The 17,353-nt window shown below is 65.9% G+C and carries 15 protein-coding genes, 1 tRNA gene and 1 pseudogene; 7 read left to right on the forward strand and 10 right to left on the reverse strand.

Going from position 1 to position 17,353, the window contains the following annotated elements:
• Positions 1–99: 99 nt before the first annotated feature.
• From DIE03_RS27460 to DIE03_RS27470, 3 genes are all read right to left on the reverse strand, one after another.
• Complete coding sequence (locus DIE03_RS27460; protein WP_311767313.1) at positions 100–1,482, reverse strand: hypothetical protein; 1,383 nt, start codon at positions 1,480–1,482, stop codon at positions 100–102.
• Positions 1,483–1,616: 134 nt separating this feature from the next.
• A tRNA-Ser gene (locus DIE03_RS27465) sits at positions 1,617–1,710 on the reverse strand.
• Between the two features lie 110 nt (positions 1,711–1,820).
• Positions 1,821–3,074: an aspartate kinase gene (locus tag DIE03_RS27470; RefSeq protein ID WP_124455418.1), complete on the reverse strand. Its 1,254-nt coding sequence runs from the start codon at positions 3,072–3,074 to the stop codon at positions 1,821–1,823.
• Between DIE03_RS27470 and DIE03_RS39090 the strand changes: the two are divergent.
• Positions 3,057–3,345 (forward strand): annotated as a pseudogene (locus DIE03_RS39090) (hypothetical protein). The gene DIE03_RS27470 and the pseudogene DIE03_RS39090 overlap by 18 nt on opposite strands.
• 72 nt (positions 3,346–3,417) lie before the next feature.
• Here the strand turns inward: DIE03_RS39090 and tilS are convergent.
• The 4 genes from tilS to cysS form a co-directional block, all read right to left on the reverse strand.
• On the reverse strand, positions 3,418–4,839 hold the full coding sequence (gene tilS / locus DIE03_RS27480) for a tRNA lysidine(34) synthetase TilS (protein WP_124455419.1): 1,422 nt from the start codon (positions 4,837–4,839) through the stop codon (positions 3,418–3,420).
• A 46-nt stretch (positions 4,840–4,885) separates the two neighbouring features.
• Positions 4,886–5,857 carry an acetyl-CoA carboxylase carboxyltransferase subunit alpha gene (locus DIE03_RS27485; protein WP_006478433.1) on the reverse strand — a complete coding sequence of 324 codons (972 nt, stop codon included), beginning with the start codon at positions 5,855–5,857 and terminating at the stop codon, positions 4,886–4,888.
• 103 nt (positions 5,858–5,960) lie between these two features.
• Positions 5,961–6,788 carry a DNA-3-methyladenine glycosylase gene (locus tag DIE03_RS27490; RefSeq protein WP_124455420.1) on the reverse strand — a complete coding sequence of 276 codons (828 nt, stop codon included), beginning with the start codon at positions 6,786–6,788 and terminating at the stop codon, positions 5,961–5,963.
• A gap of 43 nt (positions 6,789–6,831) precedes the next feature.
• Positions 6,832–8,229 carry a cysteine--tRNA ligase gene (cysS, locus tag DIE03_RS27495; protein ID WP_124455421.1) on the reverse strand — a complete coding sequence of 466 codons (1,398 nt, stop codon included), beginning with the start codon at positions 8,227–8,229 and terminating at the stop codon, positions 6,832–6,834.
• Between the two features lie 233 nt (positions 8,230–8,462).
• On the opposite strand from cysS, the gene DIE03_RS27505 reads away from it, so the two are divergent.
• The 4 genes from DIE03_RS27505 to DIE03_RS27520 all read left to right on the forward strand — a co-directional run bounded on the left by DIE03_RS27505 (position 8,463) and on the right by DIE03_RS27520 (position 11,204).
• On the forward strand, positions 8,463–9,185 hold the full coding sequence (locus DIE03_RS27505) for a tetratricopeptide repeat protein (RefSeq protein WP_185658229.1): 723 nt from the start codon (positions 8,463–8,465) through the stop codon (positions 9,183–9,185).
• 39 nt (positions 9,186–9,224) lie between these two features.
• Positions 9,225–9,800: a peptidylprolyl isomerase gene (locus tag DIE03_RS27510; RefSeq protein ID WP_059233797.1), complete on the forward strand. Its 576-nt coding sequence runs from the start codon at positions 9,225–9,227 to the stop codon at positions 9,798–9,800.
• 88 nt (positions 9,801–9,888) lie between these two features.
• Complete coding sequence (locus DIE03_RS27515; protein WP_006478428.1) at positions 9,889–10,380, forward strand: peptidylprolyl isomerase; 492 nt, start codon at positions 9,889–9,891, stop codon at positions 10,378–10,380.
• Positions 10,381–10,403: 23 nt separating this feature from the next.
• On the forward strand, positions 10,404–11,204 hold the full coding sequence (locus DIE03_RS27520; protein WP_124455422.1) for a UDP-2,3-diacylglucosamine diphosphatase: 801 nt from the start codon (positions 10,404–10,406) through the stop codon (positions 11,202–11,204).
• Between the two features lie 46 nt (positions 11,205–11,250).
• On the opposite strand, the gene cysE is transcribed toward DIE03_RS27520, so the two are convergent.
• A complete protein-coding gene (gene cysE, locus DIE03_RS27525) occupies positions 11,251–12,024 on the reverse strand; it encodes a serine O-acetyltransferase (RefSeq protein WP_124455423.1) in 774 nt (257 codons plus the stop codon).
• A 296-nt stretch (positions 12,025–12,320) separates the two neighbouring features.
• Complete coding sequence (locus tag DIE03_RS27530) at positions 12,321–13,145, reverse strand: RNA methyltransferase (RefSeq protein WP_124455424.1); 825 nt, start codon at positions 13,143–13,145, stop codon at positions 12,321–12,323.
• A gap of 279 nt (positions 13,146–13,424) precedes the next feature.
• Here DIE03_RS27530 and DIE03_RS27535 point away from each other — a divergent pair, with 279 nt between their 5' ends.
• Together DIE03_RS27535 and DIE03_RS27540 are read left to right on the forward strand one after the other, a co-directional pair.
• Positions 13,425–14,228, forward strand: coding sequence for an inositol monophosphatase family protein (locus DIE03_RS27535; protein WP_124455425.1), 804 nt, complete (start codon positions 13,425–13,427; stop codon positions 14,226–14,228).
• A 316-nt stretch (positions 14,229–14,544) separates the two neighbouring features.
• Positions 14,545–16,167: an NAD(P)/FAD-dependent oxidoreductase gene (locus tag DIE03_RS27540; RefSeq protein ID WP_124455426.1), complete on the forward strand. Its 1,623-nt coding sequence runs from the start codon at positions 14,545–14,547 to the stop codon at positions 16,165–16,167.
• 117 nt (positions 16,168–16,284) lie between these two features.
• Here the strand turns inward: DIE03_RS27540 and DIE03_RS27545 are convergent, their stop codons facing one another.
• Complete coding sequence (locus DIE03_RS27545) at positions 16,285–16,980, reverse strand: isoprenylcysteine carboxylmethyltransferase family protein (protein ID WP_124455427.1); 696 nt, start codon at positions 16,978–16,980, stop codon at positions 16,285–16,287.
• Between the last annotated feature and the right edge of the window lie 373 nt (positions 16,981–17,353).

Below are 17,353 nucleotides of genomic sequence, written 5' to 3' on the forward strand. Positions count from 1 at the left end.
TTACATCGATACTTACATTGATATTTCAGATCGCCAGTGAATGGCCGCTCTGCCCGCCCGGTGTCGCGGCAGGCATCGCATCGCTGATGTTCCCGGCCGTCAGCGCTGATGACTCAGCCGGTCCCAGACGCGCATCGTCACCGCGCGATAGTGGTCGTGTTGTGCGGGGAAATGAACGAAGCGGCTGTCGCGCGTCGCATAGATCGGCGATGACGCAAGCGTCGTCGCGTCGACGATATGGCGTGCGTCGATCATGCCGGATTCCAGCAGCTCCACGTAGATCGCCTGCTGGTCGCCGCCGCTCGCGTAGACCGACGACCGATCGTCGAAGCGCTCGATGCGCGCACAGATGCGCTCGACGAGTTCACGCATCGGCGCCACGTTGCGCACGCCGATCATGCACGAGTTGATCGCCCAGGCCGTGTGATCGGTACCGATCACGAAGTCGCGGCCGTCGATCACGCTGTCGATGGCCCGACGCTGGTCGATCGCCAGGATGTCCGCATCGACCCAGAACACGAATTCGTGATGCGGCAGATGTTCGCGAATCAGATGCAGCTTCGCCCAGTTCGCGTCGATGCCGCCCGGCAGGAACGCGGGCGCCTCGCGATACGTGTGGTACGCATAGCCGTGCCGCGTGCAGTAGCGGACGAAGTTCTCCTCGTGGAGATCGCCATAGCCCGCGACATGCGACGTATGCAGGCTCACGAACGCAATGGGTGCGTGCGGATTCACATGCCGCTCCGCTTCGCGCGGTCGCTGCTGCGCGGCGCGCCAGTCGTCCAGCGCGCGCGGGTGATCGCCGCGCTGGTACCGCTCGGCATCGTCGACGAGCGCGACCACGTAGCGGAAGTCGTAATCGGCCGCCGCCGCCCAGGTACCGCCCACCGCCTGCCACTCGGGCGCATGGTGCGCGACGAGCGGCCGCGCGCCGGCGAGCGAATCGATCGCGACGCCGTCGCTCCAGACCGTCTGGGCCGACGCGAAATGGCCGTTCGCGAGCGGCACATCGAACGGCAGCGGCGGAAAGTGCTCCGCGAGCAGCGTCGCCTCGCACGCATTACGCCGCTCCGGAAGGCGCATCGCCCATTTGCCCAGCTCGAGTGCGAGCCTGCGCAATCGCTCCCGCACGTCGGGCACGTTGCGGAAGATCATGCCGCTTGCGGCGGGCAACGGCGACTTCGACGTCTGCGTGGTGACGATTGCGTCGTAGCCGTGCGCGACGTCCGGCAGCGCGTGCGGATCGAATACGACGGAGAACGGATCGAGCACGAGCAGCCATGCGCCCGGCTCCATCGCGACGAGCTGCGCGATGATCGCGTGGTACTTGTGCAGGATCGGCTGGCGCTCGCCGTACACGTGCATGCTGTCGACTGTCGCATGCCGGTAGCCGTGCAGCTGCACGTAACGCGCGTGGTTGTCGACGAGTCCGTCGACAGGCCGATGAGAGAGGAAAGTCAGGACGGCATGCGGGCTTGCCAAGAGCGTCACCTTGAGTTGCGCCGGACGATACGCGATATGTAGCGCATGACGGGGGCTCAAGTCGAGCAATCATTGCCGCGGAAAAAGAAAAAGCCCCGCAAGTCCGAAAACTTGCGGGGCTTTGTCACCGCTTTTGGCGGAGACGGAGGGATTCGAACCCTCGATCCAGGTTTTGGCCCAGATGCTCCCTTAGCAGGGGAGTGCCTTCGACCTCTCGGCCACGTCTCCCAAACTTTCGCTCGCACCAGGGAGGCAGTGCGACGAGAACGAGATAATATAGGGTTTCGAACCGCGCGTCAAATTCCGTGATGCATTTTCTTCAATGCATCACGAAAAATTCACGATGTCTGGTCGAGTTCGAATGCCTTGTGCAGCGCGCGGACGGCCAGCTCCATGTATTTCTCGTCGATCAGCACCGAAATCTTGATTTCGGACGTCGAGATCATCTGGATGTTGATGCCTTCTTCCGACAGCGTGCGGAACATCTTGCTCGCGACGCCCACGTGCGAACGCATGCCGACGCCGACGACCGACACCTTCGACACCTTCGGGTCGCCCTGCACGCGCTCGGCGCTGACATGGCCCTTCACCTGGTTGGTGAGGATGTCCATCGCCTTCTGGTAGTCGCCGCGGCCGACCGTGAACGTGAAGTCGGTCTTGCCTTCGACGCTCTGGTTCTGGATGATCATGTCGACGTCGACGTTCGCGTCGGCGACCGGGCCGAGGATCTGATATGCGATGCCCGGCTTGTCGGGCACGCCCATCACAGCAATGCGTGCTTCGTCGCGCTGGAACGCGATGCCGGAAATGACTGCCTTTTCCATGGTCTCGTCTTCTTCAAAAGTAATCAGGGTGCCCGAGCGCATTTCTTCGTCGAGCGGAATCAGCGGATCGGTCAGGCTCGACAGCACTCGCGTCTTCACCTGGTATTTGCCGGCGAATTCGACCGAGCGGATCTGCAGGACCTTCGAGCCGAGGCTGGCCATTTCCAGCATCTCTTCGAACGTCACGCGATCGAGGCGGCGCGCCTCTTCGACGACGCGCGGGTCGGTCGTGTAGACGCCGTCGACGTCCGTGTAGATCAGGCACTCTTCCGCGTCCAGCGCAGCCGCGACCGCCACCGCCGACGTATCGGAGCCGCCACGACCCAGCGTCGTGATGTGACCGTCCGGATCGACGCCCTGGAAGCCCGTGATGATCACGACCTTGCCGGCGTTCAGATCGGCCTTCACGCGCTCGTCGTCGATCGAGTGGATGCGCGCTTTCGTGAACGCGCTGTCGGTCTTGATCGGCACTTGCCAGCCGGCGTAGCTCACGGCCTCGACGCCGATTTCCTGCAGCGCGATCGACAGCAGGCCGACGCTGACCTGCTCGCCGGTCGAAGCGATCATGTCGAGCTCACGCGGGCTCGGCTGGCTCGAAATCTCTTTCGCGAGACCGAGCAGACGGTTGGTTTCGCCGGACATCGCCGAAGGCACGACCACCATCTGGTGCCCGGCCTGATGCCATTTTGCGACGCGTTTCGCGACGTTCTTGATGCGCTCGACCGAGCCCATCGAAGTGCCGCCGTATTTGTGTACGATGAGTGCCATTGTCGTTCTGAACTGGAGGAGAAACCGCACGGGCGCGCTGGGCAGGCCGCGTAGCCGTTCGGTCACGCGGCTTGTGGCTGTGGACGGACGACGAGGGGGACGGCTGGGACGCAACACGCAAGCGTGGCGGATTTTGCCCGGAAGGCCGATCAGGCCGCGCAAACCGGGTACGTCACGCGGAAAACCTGCACAAAACGCTCAAAAATCGAGCCGAGCAAACGACCGAGCGTACCCGATAGACGCCCGCTTGACAAGCCGCTCGCCGTGTTGACGGCCGTTCCGGCGCTGTTTACCAAATGGTGAAAATGGGCGCGCCATCGCGCCACCGGAAGCCCGCCCGCCGCTATGCGACCAGCAGGTCGGGACGCCATTCGATCCGGCGCCAGGCGCCGTCGCCGGCCGTCTCGCTGTCGAACACGCCGACATCGCGATTGATGCCGAGCCGCGGCACGTAGATCAGCCGCTCGCCTGCGAACAGCAGCGGCACGTCGCGCTGCCAGGCCGGCACGCCGCGCTCCTGGAACAGGTTCTTCAGCGTGCGGCCCGGCCCGCCCGGCGACGTGCGCATCCGCTCGCCGCCCGCGCGGGCGCGCGCCGCGAGCCGCACGCCGCGCAGCAGCGCCTCCGGCACGGCGTCGGCACTCCCCGCCGCGGCTTGCGCAAACACGTAGGTGCCACGCCAGCCCGGCAGGTGCCACACTTCCTGCCCGTCCCACGCGAGCGCCGCCTCCGGGTGCGGCGAACCCGTGCCGTCGTCGGCCGGTTCGCTGCTGTCGCCCGCTTCCCAGTAGACGACATCGCGATAGAGCCGCAGGCACTGCCCCGCGTGATCGACCCGCAGCGCATGGGCGTCATGCGCGGCGCGCAGCTGCCGCATCATGTTGGCGAGCCGCGCGGCCGACGCCCCCGGCAAGCCGAGCCGGCGCATCCAGAAGCGCAGCAGGTTCGCACCGCGCGTGTCGTCGAACGCAACCAGCGCGTCGCGCGACAGCGCCTGCCCGTCATCGCGCACGGCGGCGGCGAAATCCAGTTCGGCCAGATCGTCGAGCAGCCGCTGCGCGGCGGCCGCATGCTGGGCCGCACGACCGAGTGCATCGCGAAAACCGGGAAAATGCACGGCCAGCGCCGGCAGCACGTCGATGCGCAGTGCATTGCGCGCATAGCGCGTGTCGCCGTTCGATTCGTCGTCGATCCAGGCGAGCGCGTGCTGCTCCGCATAGCGCTCGAGTTGCGCACGCAACAATCGCAGCAACGGCCGCACACGCTCGACGCTCACGCCGTCGGGGCGATAGCGCGGCGCCATCGCGGCGAGCCCGGCGATGCCCGCGCCACGCAGCAACTGCAGCAGCACGGTCTCCGCCTGGTCGTCCGCATGCTGCGCGAGCCACAGCACGGTTACGCCGTGGCGTTCGCACATCGTGTCGAGCGCCGCGTAACGACGTTCACGCGCCGTCGCCTCGATACCGAGGCCGCTGTCGCGCGGCACGTCGACGCGCATCGATTCGAATGCGACGCCGAGCCGGGCGGCTTCCGCTTCGGCATGCGCAACCCATACGTCAGCGTTCGCGCTCAGGCCGTGATGTACGTGCAGCGCGACGCAACGCGACGCGCCCGCGACACGCACGGCCGCATCGAGCAGCACCGTCGAGTCGAGGCCGCCGCTGTAGGCAATCGCGATGCGCGCATCGGCCGGCAGGCCGGAAAGCGCAACGCCGACCGCGTCGAGGACGACGCGGTCGGCGGAGAATTCGGTCGGCGGGATCACGAGAGGAACACGCGCGCAGCGGCGCGCGAATGGAATACGCAGCCGGTCATGCGCCGGGCGTGGTTTCCTTGAACTTGCCGTAGGCCATCAGGCGTTCGAAGCGGCGCTCGCGCAGCGCATCGATGCTCATGCCCTGGAACTGGCGCAGCGAATCGGCAAGCGCGCGGCGCAGCAGTGCGGCCATGCCCTTCGGATCGCGATGCGCGCCGCCGAGCGGCTCGTTGATGATCTTGTCGATCAGGCCGAGCGCCTTCAGGCGGTGCGCGGTCAGGCCCAGCGCTTCGGCGGCTTCCGGCGCCTTCGCGGCGCTCTTCCACAGGATCGACGCGCAGCCTTCCGGCGAGATCACCGAATAGGTCGAGAACTGCAGCATCATCACGGTATCGGCCACGGCGATCGCCAGCGCACCGCCCGAACCGCCCTCGCCGATCACGGTCGTGATGATCGGCGTCTTCAGCTCGGCCATCACGTAGAGGTTGCGGCCGATCGCTTCCGACTGGCCGCGCTCTTCCGCGCCGATGCCCGGGTATGCGCCCGGCGTGTCGACGAACGTGAAGATCGGCAGCCCGAACTTCTCGGCGAGACGCATCAGGCGTTCGGCCTTGCGATAGCCTTCCGGACGCGGCATCCCGAAGTTGCGCGCGGCGCGCTCCTTCGTGTCGCGGCCCTTCTGGTGACCGATCACCATGCACGGATGACCGCCGAAGCGCGCGAGGCCGCCGACGATCGACAGGTCGTCCGCGAACGCGCGGTCGCCATGCAGTTCGTGAAAGTCGGTAAACAGTTCCGCAACGTAATCGAGCGTGTACGGACGCTGCGGATGCCGTGCGATCTGCGAGACCTGCCACGGCGACAGGTTCGCGTAGAGGTCTTTCGTCAGTTGCTGGCTTTTCTTCGACAGCCGCTCGATTTCTTCCGAAATATCGACAGCCGAGTCGTCCTGCACGAACCGCAGCTCTTCGATCTTGGCCTCGAGTTCGGCGATCGGCTGTTCGAAATCCAGAAACGTGGTCTTCATGTGTTCGAATCCTTGGGTCTTGCGGCAGCGCGTATTCTACCCGCGCGGGCGACGCTCAAAACCGGCTCTCAACTATTGATGTTTAAAACCCGATAGCCGACGCTCAGGCGTCGGTGTCGAGCGCATCGAGGCTGCGCCACATGTACCAGGTCGCGACGGTGCGCCACGGCTCCCAGTTGGCGGCGACTTCACGCGCCTCGCTGCGCGTGACGGGTTCCCCGCTGAAGTAATTGACGCTGATAGCGCGGATCAGGCCCGGGTCGTCGAGTGGCAGCACGTCCGGCCGCGACAGGTTGAAGATCAGGAACATCTCGGCCGTCCAGCGGCTGATGCCGCGGATCTGCGTGAGTTCCGCGATCACGTCCTCGTCGTCCATCGACGTCCATTTGTCGACGTGCAGCGCGCCCGATACGAAATGCTGTGCAAGATCGAGGATGTACTCCGTCTTGCGTTTCGACAGACCACACGCGATCAGCTTGTCCGCGCCGAGCCGGATCACCGGCTGCGGCGCGAGCTTCGGACAGGCGTCCTCGATGCGCGCCCACAGCGACTGCGCGGACGGCACCGAAATCTGCTGGCCGACGACCGAGCGCGCGAGCGTGACGAACGGATCGCCGCGCTTCACGAGATGCGCGGGACCGAACTTCGGAATCAGTTTCTTCAGGATGCGGTCGCGCTTGACGAGGTCGGCGCACGCCTTGTCCCAGTAGGCAGGACGCACGACGACCTCCTCGCCGTCCGCTTCGGACGCACGTGTCTTGCGGGCCGCGTCGGCGGCCGGCTGCGCAGCCGCCGGCTGCGCATGCCCGTTCAGCGCGCCGTTCGGCGCGGCACGCGTGGCGTCCGTCTTCGCCGCAGGCACGCGCCTGGCTGCCGGACGCGCGGCGACCGCGGTCGCGCGCCTGACCGGCGCTTTTCTAGCCGTTGCCATCTTGCCTCCTACCTGACGGATCGGTCAGTGGAATGCATCGCGCTCATACGCGACGCCATTCGGTCGATCCGCCCGGTTTGTCTTCAAGTGCGACGCCGGCTTCGAGCAGTTCCGCCCGGATCCGGTCCGCTTCGGCATAGTCCTTCGCTTGCTTCGCCGCGACGCGCGCGGCGATCTTCGCTTCGATCTCGTCGGCCGAGAGCGCGCCCGCCTGCGCGGCGCCGGACGCCTGCTGCAGGAATGCGCGCGGTTCGCGGCCCAGCAGGCCGAGCAGGCCCGCCAGCTGTTTCAGCTGCCGCGCGAGCGACGCGTCGCGCGTACGATTCACTTCGCCCGCGAGCTCGAACAGCGTCGCCACCGCGACCGGCGTGTTGAAGTCGTCGTTCATCGCGGCCGCGAAACGCTGCGCATGCGGCTCGTTCCAGTCGAGCGCGAGCGAGTCGGCCTCGACGTCCTTCAGCGCCGTGTACAGACGCGTGAGCGATGCACGCGCGTCGTCGAGATGCACGTCGCTGTAGTTGAGCGGCGACCGGTAGTGCGTACGCACGATGAAGAAGCGCATGACTTCCGCGTCGTACCGCTCGAGCACTTCGCGGATCGTGAAGAAGTTGCCGAGCGATTTCGACATCTTCTCGTTGTCGACCTGCACGAAGCCGTTGTGCATCCAGTAGTTGACGAACGTCTGGCCGGTCGCCCCTTCGCTCTGCGCGATCTCGTTCTCGTGGTGCGGGAATTGCAGATCCTGCCCGCCGCCGTGGATGTCGAAGTGATTGCCGAGCAGCGAGCAGCCCATCGCCGAGCACTCGATGTGCCAGCCCGGGCGCCCCATCCCGTACTTCGAGGCCCACGACGCGCCCTCCGGATCTTCCGGCTTCGCGCGCTTCCACAGCACGAAATCGAGCGGATCTTCCTTCGCGTCGTTCGCCGCGACGCGTTCGCCCGCGCGGAGATCGTCGAGCGACTTGCCCGACAGCTTCCCGTAGTTCGCGAACTTGCGCACCGAGTAATTGACGTCGCCGTCGGTCGCCTGGTACGCGTAACCGTTCGACTCGAGCGTCTCGATCATGCCGAGCATCTGCGGGATGAACTGCGTCGCGCGCGGCTCGATGTCGGGCCGCTGGATGCCGAGCGCACCTTCGTCCTCGTGCATCGCACCGATGAACCGGTCGGTCAGCGACTTGATCGTCTCGCCGTTCTCGACCGCGCGGCGGATGATCTTGTCGTCGATGTCGGTGATGTTGCGCACATACGTGACCCGATAGCCGATCGCACGCAACCAGCGCTGGACGAGGTCGAACACGACCAGCATGCGCGCGTGGCCCACGTGACAATAGTCGTAGACGGTGATCCCGCATACGTACATCCGCACTTCGCCTGACTGGCGCGGCACGAAAACTTGCTTGTCACGCGCGAGCGTGTTGTAGATGCGCAGTGATTCCATAGAGATGAACCGTGAGCCGAAGGAAACCGCCCTGGCGAAGCTCGCCCAGCATGCGACACGGACGGACCATCTGCTGCGGCACCGGGCCGAGCGTCCTCGTATCACATGGGGCGGTCAGGCTGCAAGCACAGCGGTGACGGCCACGAGAGGCTAAGAAAGACTGTCTGCCGCTCGCCGGAACGGGCAGACGTTTTGTTAGAATGGCTCGGAGTATAACATTCCGATTTACGCCTATGAAACCTCATCGCGGCCGCGCGCAGAGCGCTGCGACCCTCGTTGCGACCACCGTCATGGGCGTCGCGCTGACGCTTTTCGCGGTCCCCGCGGCGCATGCGCAGAAGGCCCCGGCGGTCGCCGACGGCACGCCCGAAATCGACGCGTCGATCGCCGGCAAGCAGTGGCAGCAGGCGCTCGCGCAGCTCGACGCGCGCATCGCATCGAACCCGCGCGACGTGCAGGCGCAGTTCAAGCGCGGCACCGTGCTGGCCCGCCTGAACCGCGACGACGACGCGATCCAGCAGTTCGTCGCGATCACGCAGGCGTACCCCGAACTGCCCGAGCCGTACAACAACCTGGCGGCGCTGTACGCGAAGCATGGCCGCTACGACGAAGCGCGCACCGCGCTCGTCACCGCGACGCAATCGAACCCGAGCTACTCGCTCGCGTACGAGAACCTCGGCGATCTCTACCTGCGTCTCGCGGCCGAGTCGTACAAGCGCGCGCAATCGCTCGGTCGCACGAGCGGCGCCACCGCGCAGCGCCTCGCCGATCTCCAGAAGATCGTGTCGCCGTCGAAAGCCGCACCGAATGCACGCGCGACGACGCCGGCCACGCGCGACTACACCGACCGCGCCGCCGCGAACGTGAGCACCACCACGCTGCCGATGTCGCCGACGTTCCAGTTCAGCGGTCCGTCGGGCGCACTGGCGGCGCCGTACGTCGCGCCGTCGCACTGAGCGGCGCGGCCTTCTTCCCCTCCCAACCTGAGGATCGCAATGAAACGTCTGTTGCTGGCGCTTGGCGGCGCCGCCCTTCTCGCGACCGCGCCCGCGTTCGCGCAATCGGCTACCGCGCACCCCGTCGTGCAGCTGAAGACCTCGCAGGGCGACATCCGCGTCGAGCTCTATCCGGAGAAGGCGCCGAAGTCGGTCGCCAACTTCCTCGATTACGTGAAGGCCGGCCAGTACAACGGCACGATCTTTCATCGCGTGATCAAGGGCTTCATGATCCAGGGCGGCGGCTACAAGACCAACTTCGAGGAGAAGCCGACCCGCGCGCCGATCCCGCTGGAGAGCCGCAATGGTCTGAAGAACCTGACGGGCACGATCGCGATGGCACGCACGAGCGATCCGAATTCGGCCACCGCGCAGTTCTTCATCAACACGGTCGACAACGGCGGCCTCGACTACCCGAACCCGGACGGCAACGGCTATGCGGTGTTCGGCAAGGTCGTGTCGGGTCTCGACGTCGTGAAGAAGATCGAAGGCGTGGCGACGACCTCGCGCGGCCCGATGCAGGACGTGCCGGCGCAACCGATCGTGATCGAATCGGCCAGCATCGTCTCGAAGTAAGAACCTGCCGGCACGTCCGGCGCCACACGCGGCCGCGTCGCACGACCGGCCGCGTGCCATTTAAACCGCCTCACCGAAGGAATTCATCATGGTTGAACTGCATACGAACCACGGCGTGATCAAGCTCGAGCTCGACGCCGCGAAGGCACCGAAGACGGTCGAGAACTTCCTGAACTACGTGAAGAAGGGCCACTACGACGGCACCGTGTTCCATCGCGTGATCAACGGCTTCATGATCCAGGGCGGCGGCTTCGAGCCGGGCCTGAAGCAGAAGCCGACCGACGCGCCGATCGACAACGAGGCGAACAACGGCCTGAAGAACGACAACTACACGGTCGCGATGGCGCGCACGAACGATCCGCACTCGGCCACCGCCCAGTTCTTCATCAACGTGAACGACAACGACTTCCTGAACCACTCGTCGCCGACGCCGCAGGGCTGGGGCTACGCCGTGTTCGGCAAGGTCGTCGAAGGCCAGGACGTGGTCGACAAGATCAAGGGCGTCAAGACCGGCAACGCCGGTTTCCACCAGGACGTGCCGACCGACGACGTCGTGATCGAAAAGGCCGTCGTGGTCTGACGCACGGTTACGGAGACACTTCGATGTTGCAGGAGAGTCCGCCGCGAAGCGTCTCCGCGGGCGTGCCCGGCGAGCGCGAGTACGCGCAAGCCGCACGCCCGTTCCTGTTTCTCTCCGATCTGCATCTGAGCGAGGCGATTCCGAAGACGGTCGCCGCGTTCGAGCATTTCGTGAAATACACCGCCGACAGTGCCGATTCGGTATTCATTCTCGGCGACCTGTTCGAATACTGGATCGGCGACGACATCCTCGACGACGATCCGTTCGCGGCCCGCATGGCCGCGCTGATGCACACGTTCTCCGAGCGCGGGATCGCGCTCTACGTGATGCACGGCAACCGCGATTTCCTGCTCGGCCGGCGCTTCATGAAGGCGGCCGGCGCGATGCTGCTGCCCGACCCGTCGCTGATCATGGCGTTTGGCCAGCGCATCGTGCTCGCGCACGGCGACGCACAATGCACGGCCGACCGCGGCTACCAGGTGTTCCGCCGCTTCGCGCGCAATCGCGCCGCGCAATGGCTGTTTCTCGCGTGGCCGTTCCGCTGGCGCCGTGCGCTCGCGCAGCGCATGCGCTCGAACAGCGAAACGGGCCGGATGCGCCCTGCTTCGGCCATCTACGATGTCACGCGCGATGGCGTGGCCGCCCTGTTCCGGAAGAGCCGCGCGAGCGTGATCATCCACGGCCACACGCACCGCCCCGCGCGCCACCTGGAACCCGGCGGCATTCGCTGGGTGCTGCCCGACTGGGATCTCGATCACGGCAAGCCGCGCGGCGGCTACCTGCGCGTCGACGCGGAAGGCATCCACGCGATGCCGCTCGACTGACACCGCCGTCGCACCGACCGGCGGCTGTCGGCGCGCATCGCGCCCGTCACACCTGGCGCTCGACCGTCTTTCCTTCCAGCACCGCAGACAGCCGGCGCAGGTCGAGATGCGCCGCATCGGCGCCCTGCAGCGTTTCCAGATGCGTGCCGAGCTGCTCGAGCGCCGCGACGATCTCGTCGACACGGCGGCTTTCCTTCGCCGCGTGATCGATCAGGCCGTGGATCGCGAGCGACATCGGATCGTCGGCGTTCGGCGTGATCCCGTATGCGCAGAATGCCGCGCGCTCGGGCTGCGGCTTCGGCTGTGCCGGCATCACGATGCGTGCCGGATTGCCGACCGCGGTGCCGCCCGCCGGCACCGGCTTCACGACGACCGCGTTGGAGCCGATCTTCGCGCCCGCACCGACCGTGAAGCCGCCGAGCACCTTCGCACCCGCGCCGACGATCACGCCGGCTTCGAGCGTCGGGTGGCGCTTCGCGCCGCGTGTAAGCGACGTGCCGCCCAGCGTAACACCCTGATAGATCGTGCAGTCGTCGCCGATGATCGCCGTCTCGCCGATCACGACACCCATGCCGTGGTCGATGAACACGCGCCGGCCGATCGTGGCGCCGGGATGGATCTCGATCCCCGTGAGGAATCGTCCGGCCTGCGACGCGAAACGCGCGAGCCAGTAGCGCTTCGCGCGCCAGCAAGCGTGCGCGAAACGATGCAGCACGAGCGCATGCAGCCCCGGATAACAGGTCAGCACTTCCCATGCACTGCGAGCGGCGGGATCGCGCTCGCGAATCGTTGCAACGTCTTCGCGCAGTCTCGTGAACATGATGGGGTCTGGGAAAAGGCCGGCGCGCATCGCCGGCTATGGCCGGCCGTTATCGCGCCGGGTAATTTGCTTATGACGTTCGGCGATTGTAGGGCCAGTCGCGCACGGCCGCACGCGGTCGCGCGTTCACCCCGCCATCGGCGCGGGTATTCGGGCGAAAGGCCTGCTGGAGTAGGCGTCCGGATGGGTCGGCCGGATGGAATGCGCGAGGCCCGGCGCTTCCGCGCTGCCCGACGCACGGCCGGCCCGGCCCGAAGCGGCGGCCGGGGCGACCGGGCAGCCGGTGCGCCGGCCGCTTACGCGTCGCCGTCGGGCTTGCCCGATTTCAGCAGGATGTGCTTCGCGACGCCGCGCAGGATGTTGACCTCCTCACGTTCAAGCCCTGTGCGTGCGAACAGGCGCCGCAGCCGCGGCATCAGCTTCTTCGGATTGCGCGGATCGAGGAACTCGAGCGCGATCAATGCGTTCTCGAGGTGCACGTACATCCGCTCGATCTCGTCGCTCTGCGCGAGCGTGCCGGCTTCGGCCGACGGTTGCGCCGGCGGCTCGCTCGCCTGCTCGAGAAACGCGACGCGCAGCTCGTACGCGAGCACCTGCACGGCCTGCGCGAGGTTCAGCGAACTGTAGGCCGGATTCGCCGGAATGTGCGCGAGCGCGCTGCACTGCTCGACGTGCTCGTTCGCGAGGCCCGTGCGCTCGTTGCCGAACACGAGCGCGATGTCGCCCGCGCCGACCTGCGCGCTCGCCTGCGCGGCGGCCGCGCGCGGCGCGAGGCGCGGCGGCCCGTATTCGCGCGTGCGCGCGGTCAGCGCGATCGACCAGTGAACGCCGGACAGCGCGTCGCCGAGCGTCGGCACGACATGCGCGGACGCGAGGACGTCGTCCGCGCCGCTGGCCATCGCGATCGCCTCGGGGTCGCTCTGCACGTGCGGCACGCGCGGCGCGACCAGCACGAGGCGCGAGAAGCCCATCGTCTTCAGTGCGCGGGCGGCCGCCCCGACATTGCCGGGATGGCTCGGCTCGACGAGCACGAAGCGGGTGGACGTGAAGCCGCCGGACGGCGGCAGGGACGAGGCCGCGCCCGGCTCGGACGGCGCGGCGGTGTTCTGCGGGGTTTCCACTACGATACGACTCGGTTCATCAGAATGGCAGTATGGTATCGCCATCGCCGCGGCAAACCCACTCGTCCGGACGGACAGTGGGGGTTTCCCCGCATTCCGGTCGCCTGAAACAGCCAAAAATCGGGTAAAATCATGCCTTTACGCGTCGCACACCGCGCGGCGCGGGTCGTACCCCGTTCTTTGTCAATTCGCGTCTCACCTCGCCCGGCATGCTTGCGCCGTTCCGGGCGGTCGTTCCACTTCGTGGCGGCCCGTGCCGCCAGCTACAGGATCCAGCTCATGCATCCCATGCTCAACATTGCTGTCAAGGCTGCGCGCCGCGCCGGACAGATCATCAACCGCGCGTCGCTTGATCTCGACCTGATCGAGATCCGCAAGAAGCAACAGAACGACTTCGTCACCGAAGTGGACAAGGCCGCCGAAGACGCGATCATCGAGACGCTGAAGACTGCCTACCCCGATCACGCGATCCTCGCGGAAGAATCGGGCGAATCCGACAACGAATCCGAATTCAAGTGGATCATCGATCCGCTCGACGGCACGACCAACTTCATCCACGGCTTCCCGTACTACTGCGTGTCGATCGCGCTCGAGCACAAGGGCGTCGTCACGCAGGCCGTCGTCTACGATCCGAACAAGAACGACCTGTTCACGGCCACGCGCGGCCGCGGTGCGTACCTGAACGACCGCCGCATCCGCGTCGGCCGCCGCGACCGCCTGGCAGATGCGCTGGTCGGCACCGGCTTCCCGTTCCGCGAGAAGGACGGCCTCGACGCGTACGCTCGCCTCTTCACCGAAATGACGCAGGCCTGCACGGGCCTGCGCCGCCCGGGCGCTGCAGCACTCGATCTCGCGAACGTCGCGGCCGGCCGCCTCGACGCGTTCTTCGAGCAAGGCATCAACGTATGGGACATGGCCGCAGGCAGCCTGCTGATCACCGAGGCCGGCGGCCTCGTGGGCAACTACACGGGCGACGCCGATTTCCTGCATCGCCACGAGATCGTCGCGGCGAACCCGAAGATCTACGCGCAGATGATCCCGATCCTGAACCGCTACACCCGAGTCCACCCGGCAGCGGAGTAAGCCCGGGCCGCGCCGGCACGGCGCGGCTTTCGCGCATGCCGTTCGCGGGCATCGTCAAGATCGCGCGGCACCCGCCTCCTGCTCGTCCGGGAGGCACGACAATCTTCCGTGCGCAAGGGGCGCTTCGTGCGCCTATCCTGAAGTTGCCTGAATTGTCCGGGAGGCGGCGTACCGCCGCCCGCACTGCGTTACCCGCAACGACAACGAATGGTTTGCGTCCGGCAGCCGCCGCGCGGCGGACAACGCCGCCGCCGGCATGCCGGCCCCACCTGTATCAACACCGCCACGACGCCGTGGCAATCGCATCCGAGTCCCCATGTTACGGCTAAGCGAAATTAAACTCCCCCTCGACCACCCCGAGAGCGCACTCGAGGCCGCGATTCGCGCGCGCCTCACGGAGCTTGGCGTGGCCGCGGACGAGCTCCTCCGTTACACCGTGTTCCGCCGCGCGCACGATGCGCGCAAGCGTTCGGACATCAAGCTCACGTACATCGTCGATCTCGAGGTCAAGGACGAGGCGGCCGCGCTCAAGCGCATCGCCGGCAAGCCGCATTGCGGCAAGACGCCCGACATGGCGTATCACTTCGTCACGAAGGCGCCCAAGCGCGCCGATTTCCTGCGCCCGGTCGTCATCGGCATGGGGCCGTGCGGCCTGTTTGCAGGGCTGATCCTCGCGCAGATGGGCTTCCGCCCGATCATCCTCGAACGCGGCAAGGCCGTGCGCGAGCGCACCAAGGACACCTTCGGCCTGTGGCGCAAGAGCGTGCTCAACCCCGAATCCAACGTGCAGTTCGGCGAAGGCGGCGCCGGGACCTTTTCCGACGGCAAGCTGTACAGCCAGATCAAGGATCCCCACCACTATGGCCGCAAGGTGCTGGACGAATTCGTCAAGGCCGGCGCACCGGAAGACATCCTGTATCTGAGCCGGCCGCACATCGGCACGTTCCGCCTCGTCAGCATGGTGGAAAAGATGCGCGCGTCGATCCATGAACTCGGCGGCGAAGTGCGTTTCGAGACGCGCGTCGACGACATCGAGATCGATCAGGGCAAGGTGCGTGCGCTCAAGCTGTCGAACGGCGAAACGCTCCGGTGCGACCATGTGGTGCTGGCCGTGGGCCACAGTGCGCGCGACACGTTCCAGATGCTGCACGATCGCGGCGTCTATATCGAAGCGAAGCCGTTCTCGCTCGGTTTCCGGATCGAGCATCCGCAGGGGCTGATCGATCGCAGCCGCTTCGGCAAGTTCGCGGGCCACAAGCAGCTCGGCGCGGCCGACTACAAGGTGGTCCACCACGCCAACAACGGCCGGGCCGTCTACAGCTTCTGCATGTGCCCGGGCGGCACGGTGGTCGCGGCGACCTCCGAGCCGGGCCGCGTCGTCACCAACGGGATGAGCCAGTATTCGCGCGCCGAGCGCAACGCGAATGCGGGCATCGTCGTCGGCATCACGCCGGACGACTACCCCGGCGGTCCGCTGGCCGGCATCGCGTTCCAGCGCAAATGGGAGGAGCGTGCGTTCGAACTCGGCGGCGGCGACTACCGCGCGCCGGGCCAGCTGGTCGGCGATTTCATCGCAGGCCGGCCGTCGACGTCGCTGGGTTCCGTGGAGCCGTCGTACAAGCCGGGCGTCAATCCGACCGACCTCAGCACCGCACTGCCGGACTACGTGATCGAAGCCATCCGCGAGGCGCTACCTGAGATCGACAAGAAGATCTCCGGCTTCGCGATGCACGATGCCGTGCTGACCGGCGTGGAAACGCGCACGTCGTCGCCGATCCGGATTCGACGCAAGGACGACTACCAGAGCATGAACGTCGCCGGCCTGTATCCGGCCGGCGAAGGCGCCGGCTATGCGGGCGGCATCTATTCGGCAGCCATCGACGGTATCGAGGTCGCGCAGGCGGTCGCCCTCAGCATGACGTCGGGACACACGTCCTGACAGAGCGGACGCGGTCGGCGCGCGACGGTCCGTGACCCGAGTGCGCCGACTTTTTCATGTCCGCGGCGCCGATATGTTTCATCGACGCCCGGCCATTGCCCGCTTTCGGCATGCCCGTCAAAACACGCCGGGAATCAACCGGTACCGCACCTTCGACTTGTACGCACGATAATCGGCGTCCTCCGACAGCACGCGCTCTTCCATCCTGATTCGACCGATCTGCAGCAGCATCCAGATGCCGATCGTGAGCAGATTTCGCGTACTGAAGTTGGCAAGCAGGAAACCGATTTCGGACAACAGGTAACCGGCATAGATCGGGTGGCGCATGAACCGGTACGCACCGGTCGAGACTACCCCGCGATTGGCTGGCAGCAGACCGAACGAGCGCCCGAGCGACATTTTCGCGAACAGCTGCCACGCAATCCCGCAAATTTGCCAGGTACCGCCCGCCCACTCGGGAATCAGTTGGGTACTGGCGGTCAGCTGATAGGTCAGGCAGTAGAACGAGCCACCGAGAGAAAAACACACCGCGACGGGATGCCAGTCGCGCCGTTTCGGCAATTTGGCAAAAGCCGACATGCCGACGGTCAGTACCGCGGATACCAGCAGCAGGATCAGCGTGATCCGGCTCGGCTCCGCTCGCCACGGCATATAAATCAGATAGGCAAATACGCCCAGCACGGTCACTGACGACACGCGAGCACACAGCTCGATCAGGTCGATCCGCCCCGATTCATCCGCGACCGTTGCCGCATGCGGCACCAGAGTACTTTGCGCGCATGCGCTCCCCGCATCCTGTATGGCCTGGTTCATGTTTTGTGCCCCGAGACTTATTGCGTTTTTATATATTGCCGTTTCAGACTAGCACGCTCCCTTCATTGAAACTTGCCTAAGTTTCGGTTTTGCACGCTTGATTGGTGTAAGTCCCGAGAGCATGGGCAATTAAAACAAACGACCGATTAACTGGATTACGCGGCATGCCAAACGTTTCACAGTTTGTTGCGCTCTCCAGGCGGACGAAATCGTCTGCGGTAATCGGCGGCTTTTATTTCAGAAGAAAAAGGGCCGAATGAAAGCGACGAAACGGGCGGCCATGATCGAAACCGGACAACGATGCTGCGCCGCAAGATTCAAAGCCGCAGCACGCCGCCCGAGGTCCAGACACCGGGATGACATGCGGGGCGCG

Origin of the sequence: Burkholderia sp. Bp8992, assembly GCF_003853705.1 — a bacterium.
Taxonomy (GTDB): domain Bacteria; phylum Pseudomonadota; class Gammaproteobacteria; order Burkholderiales; family Burkholderiaceae; genus Burkholderia.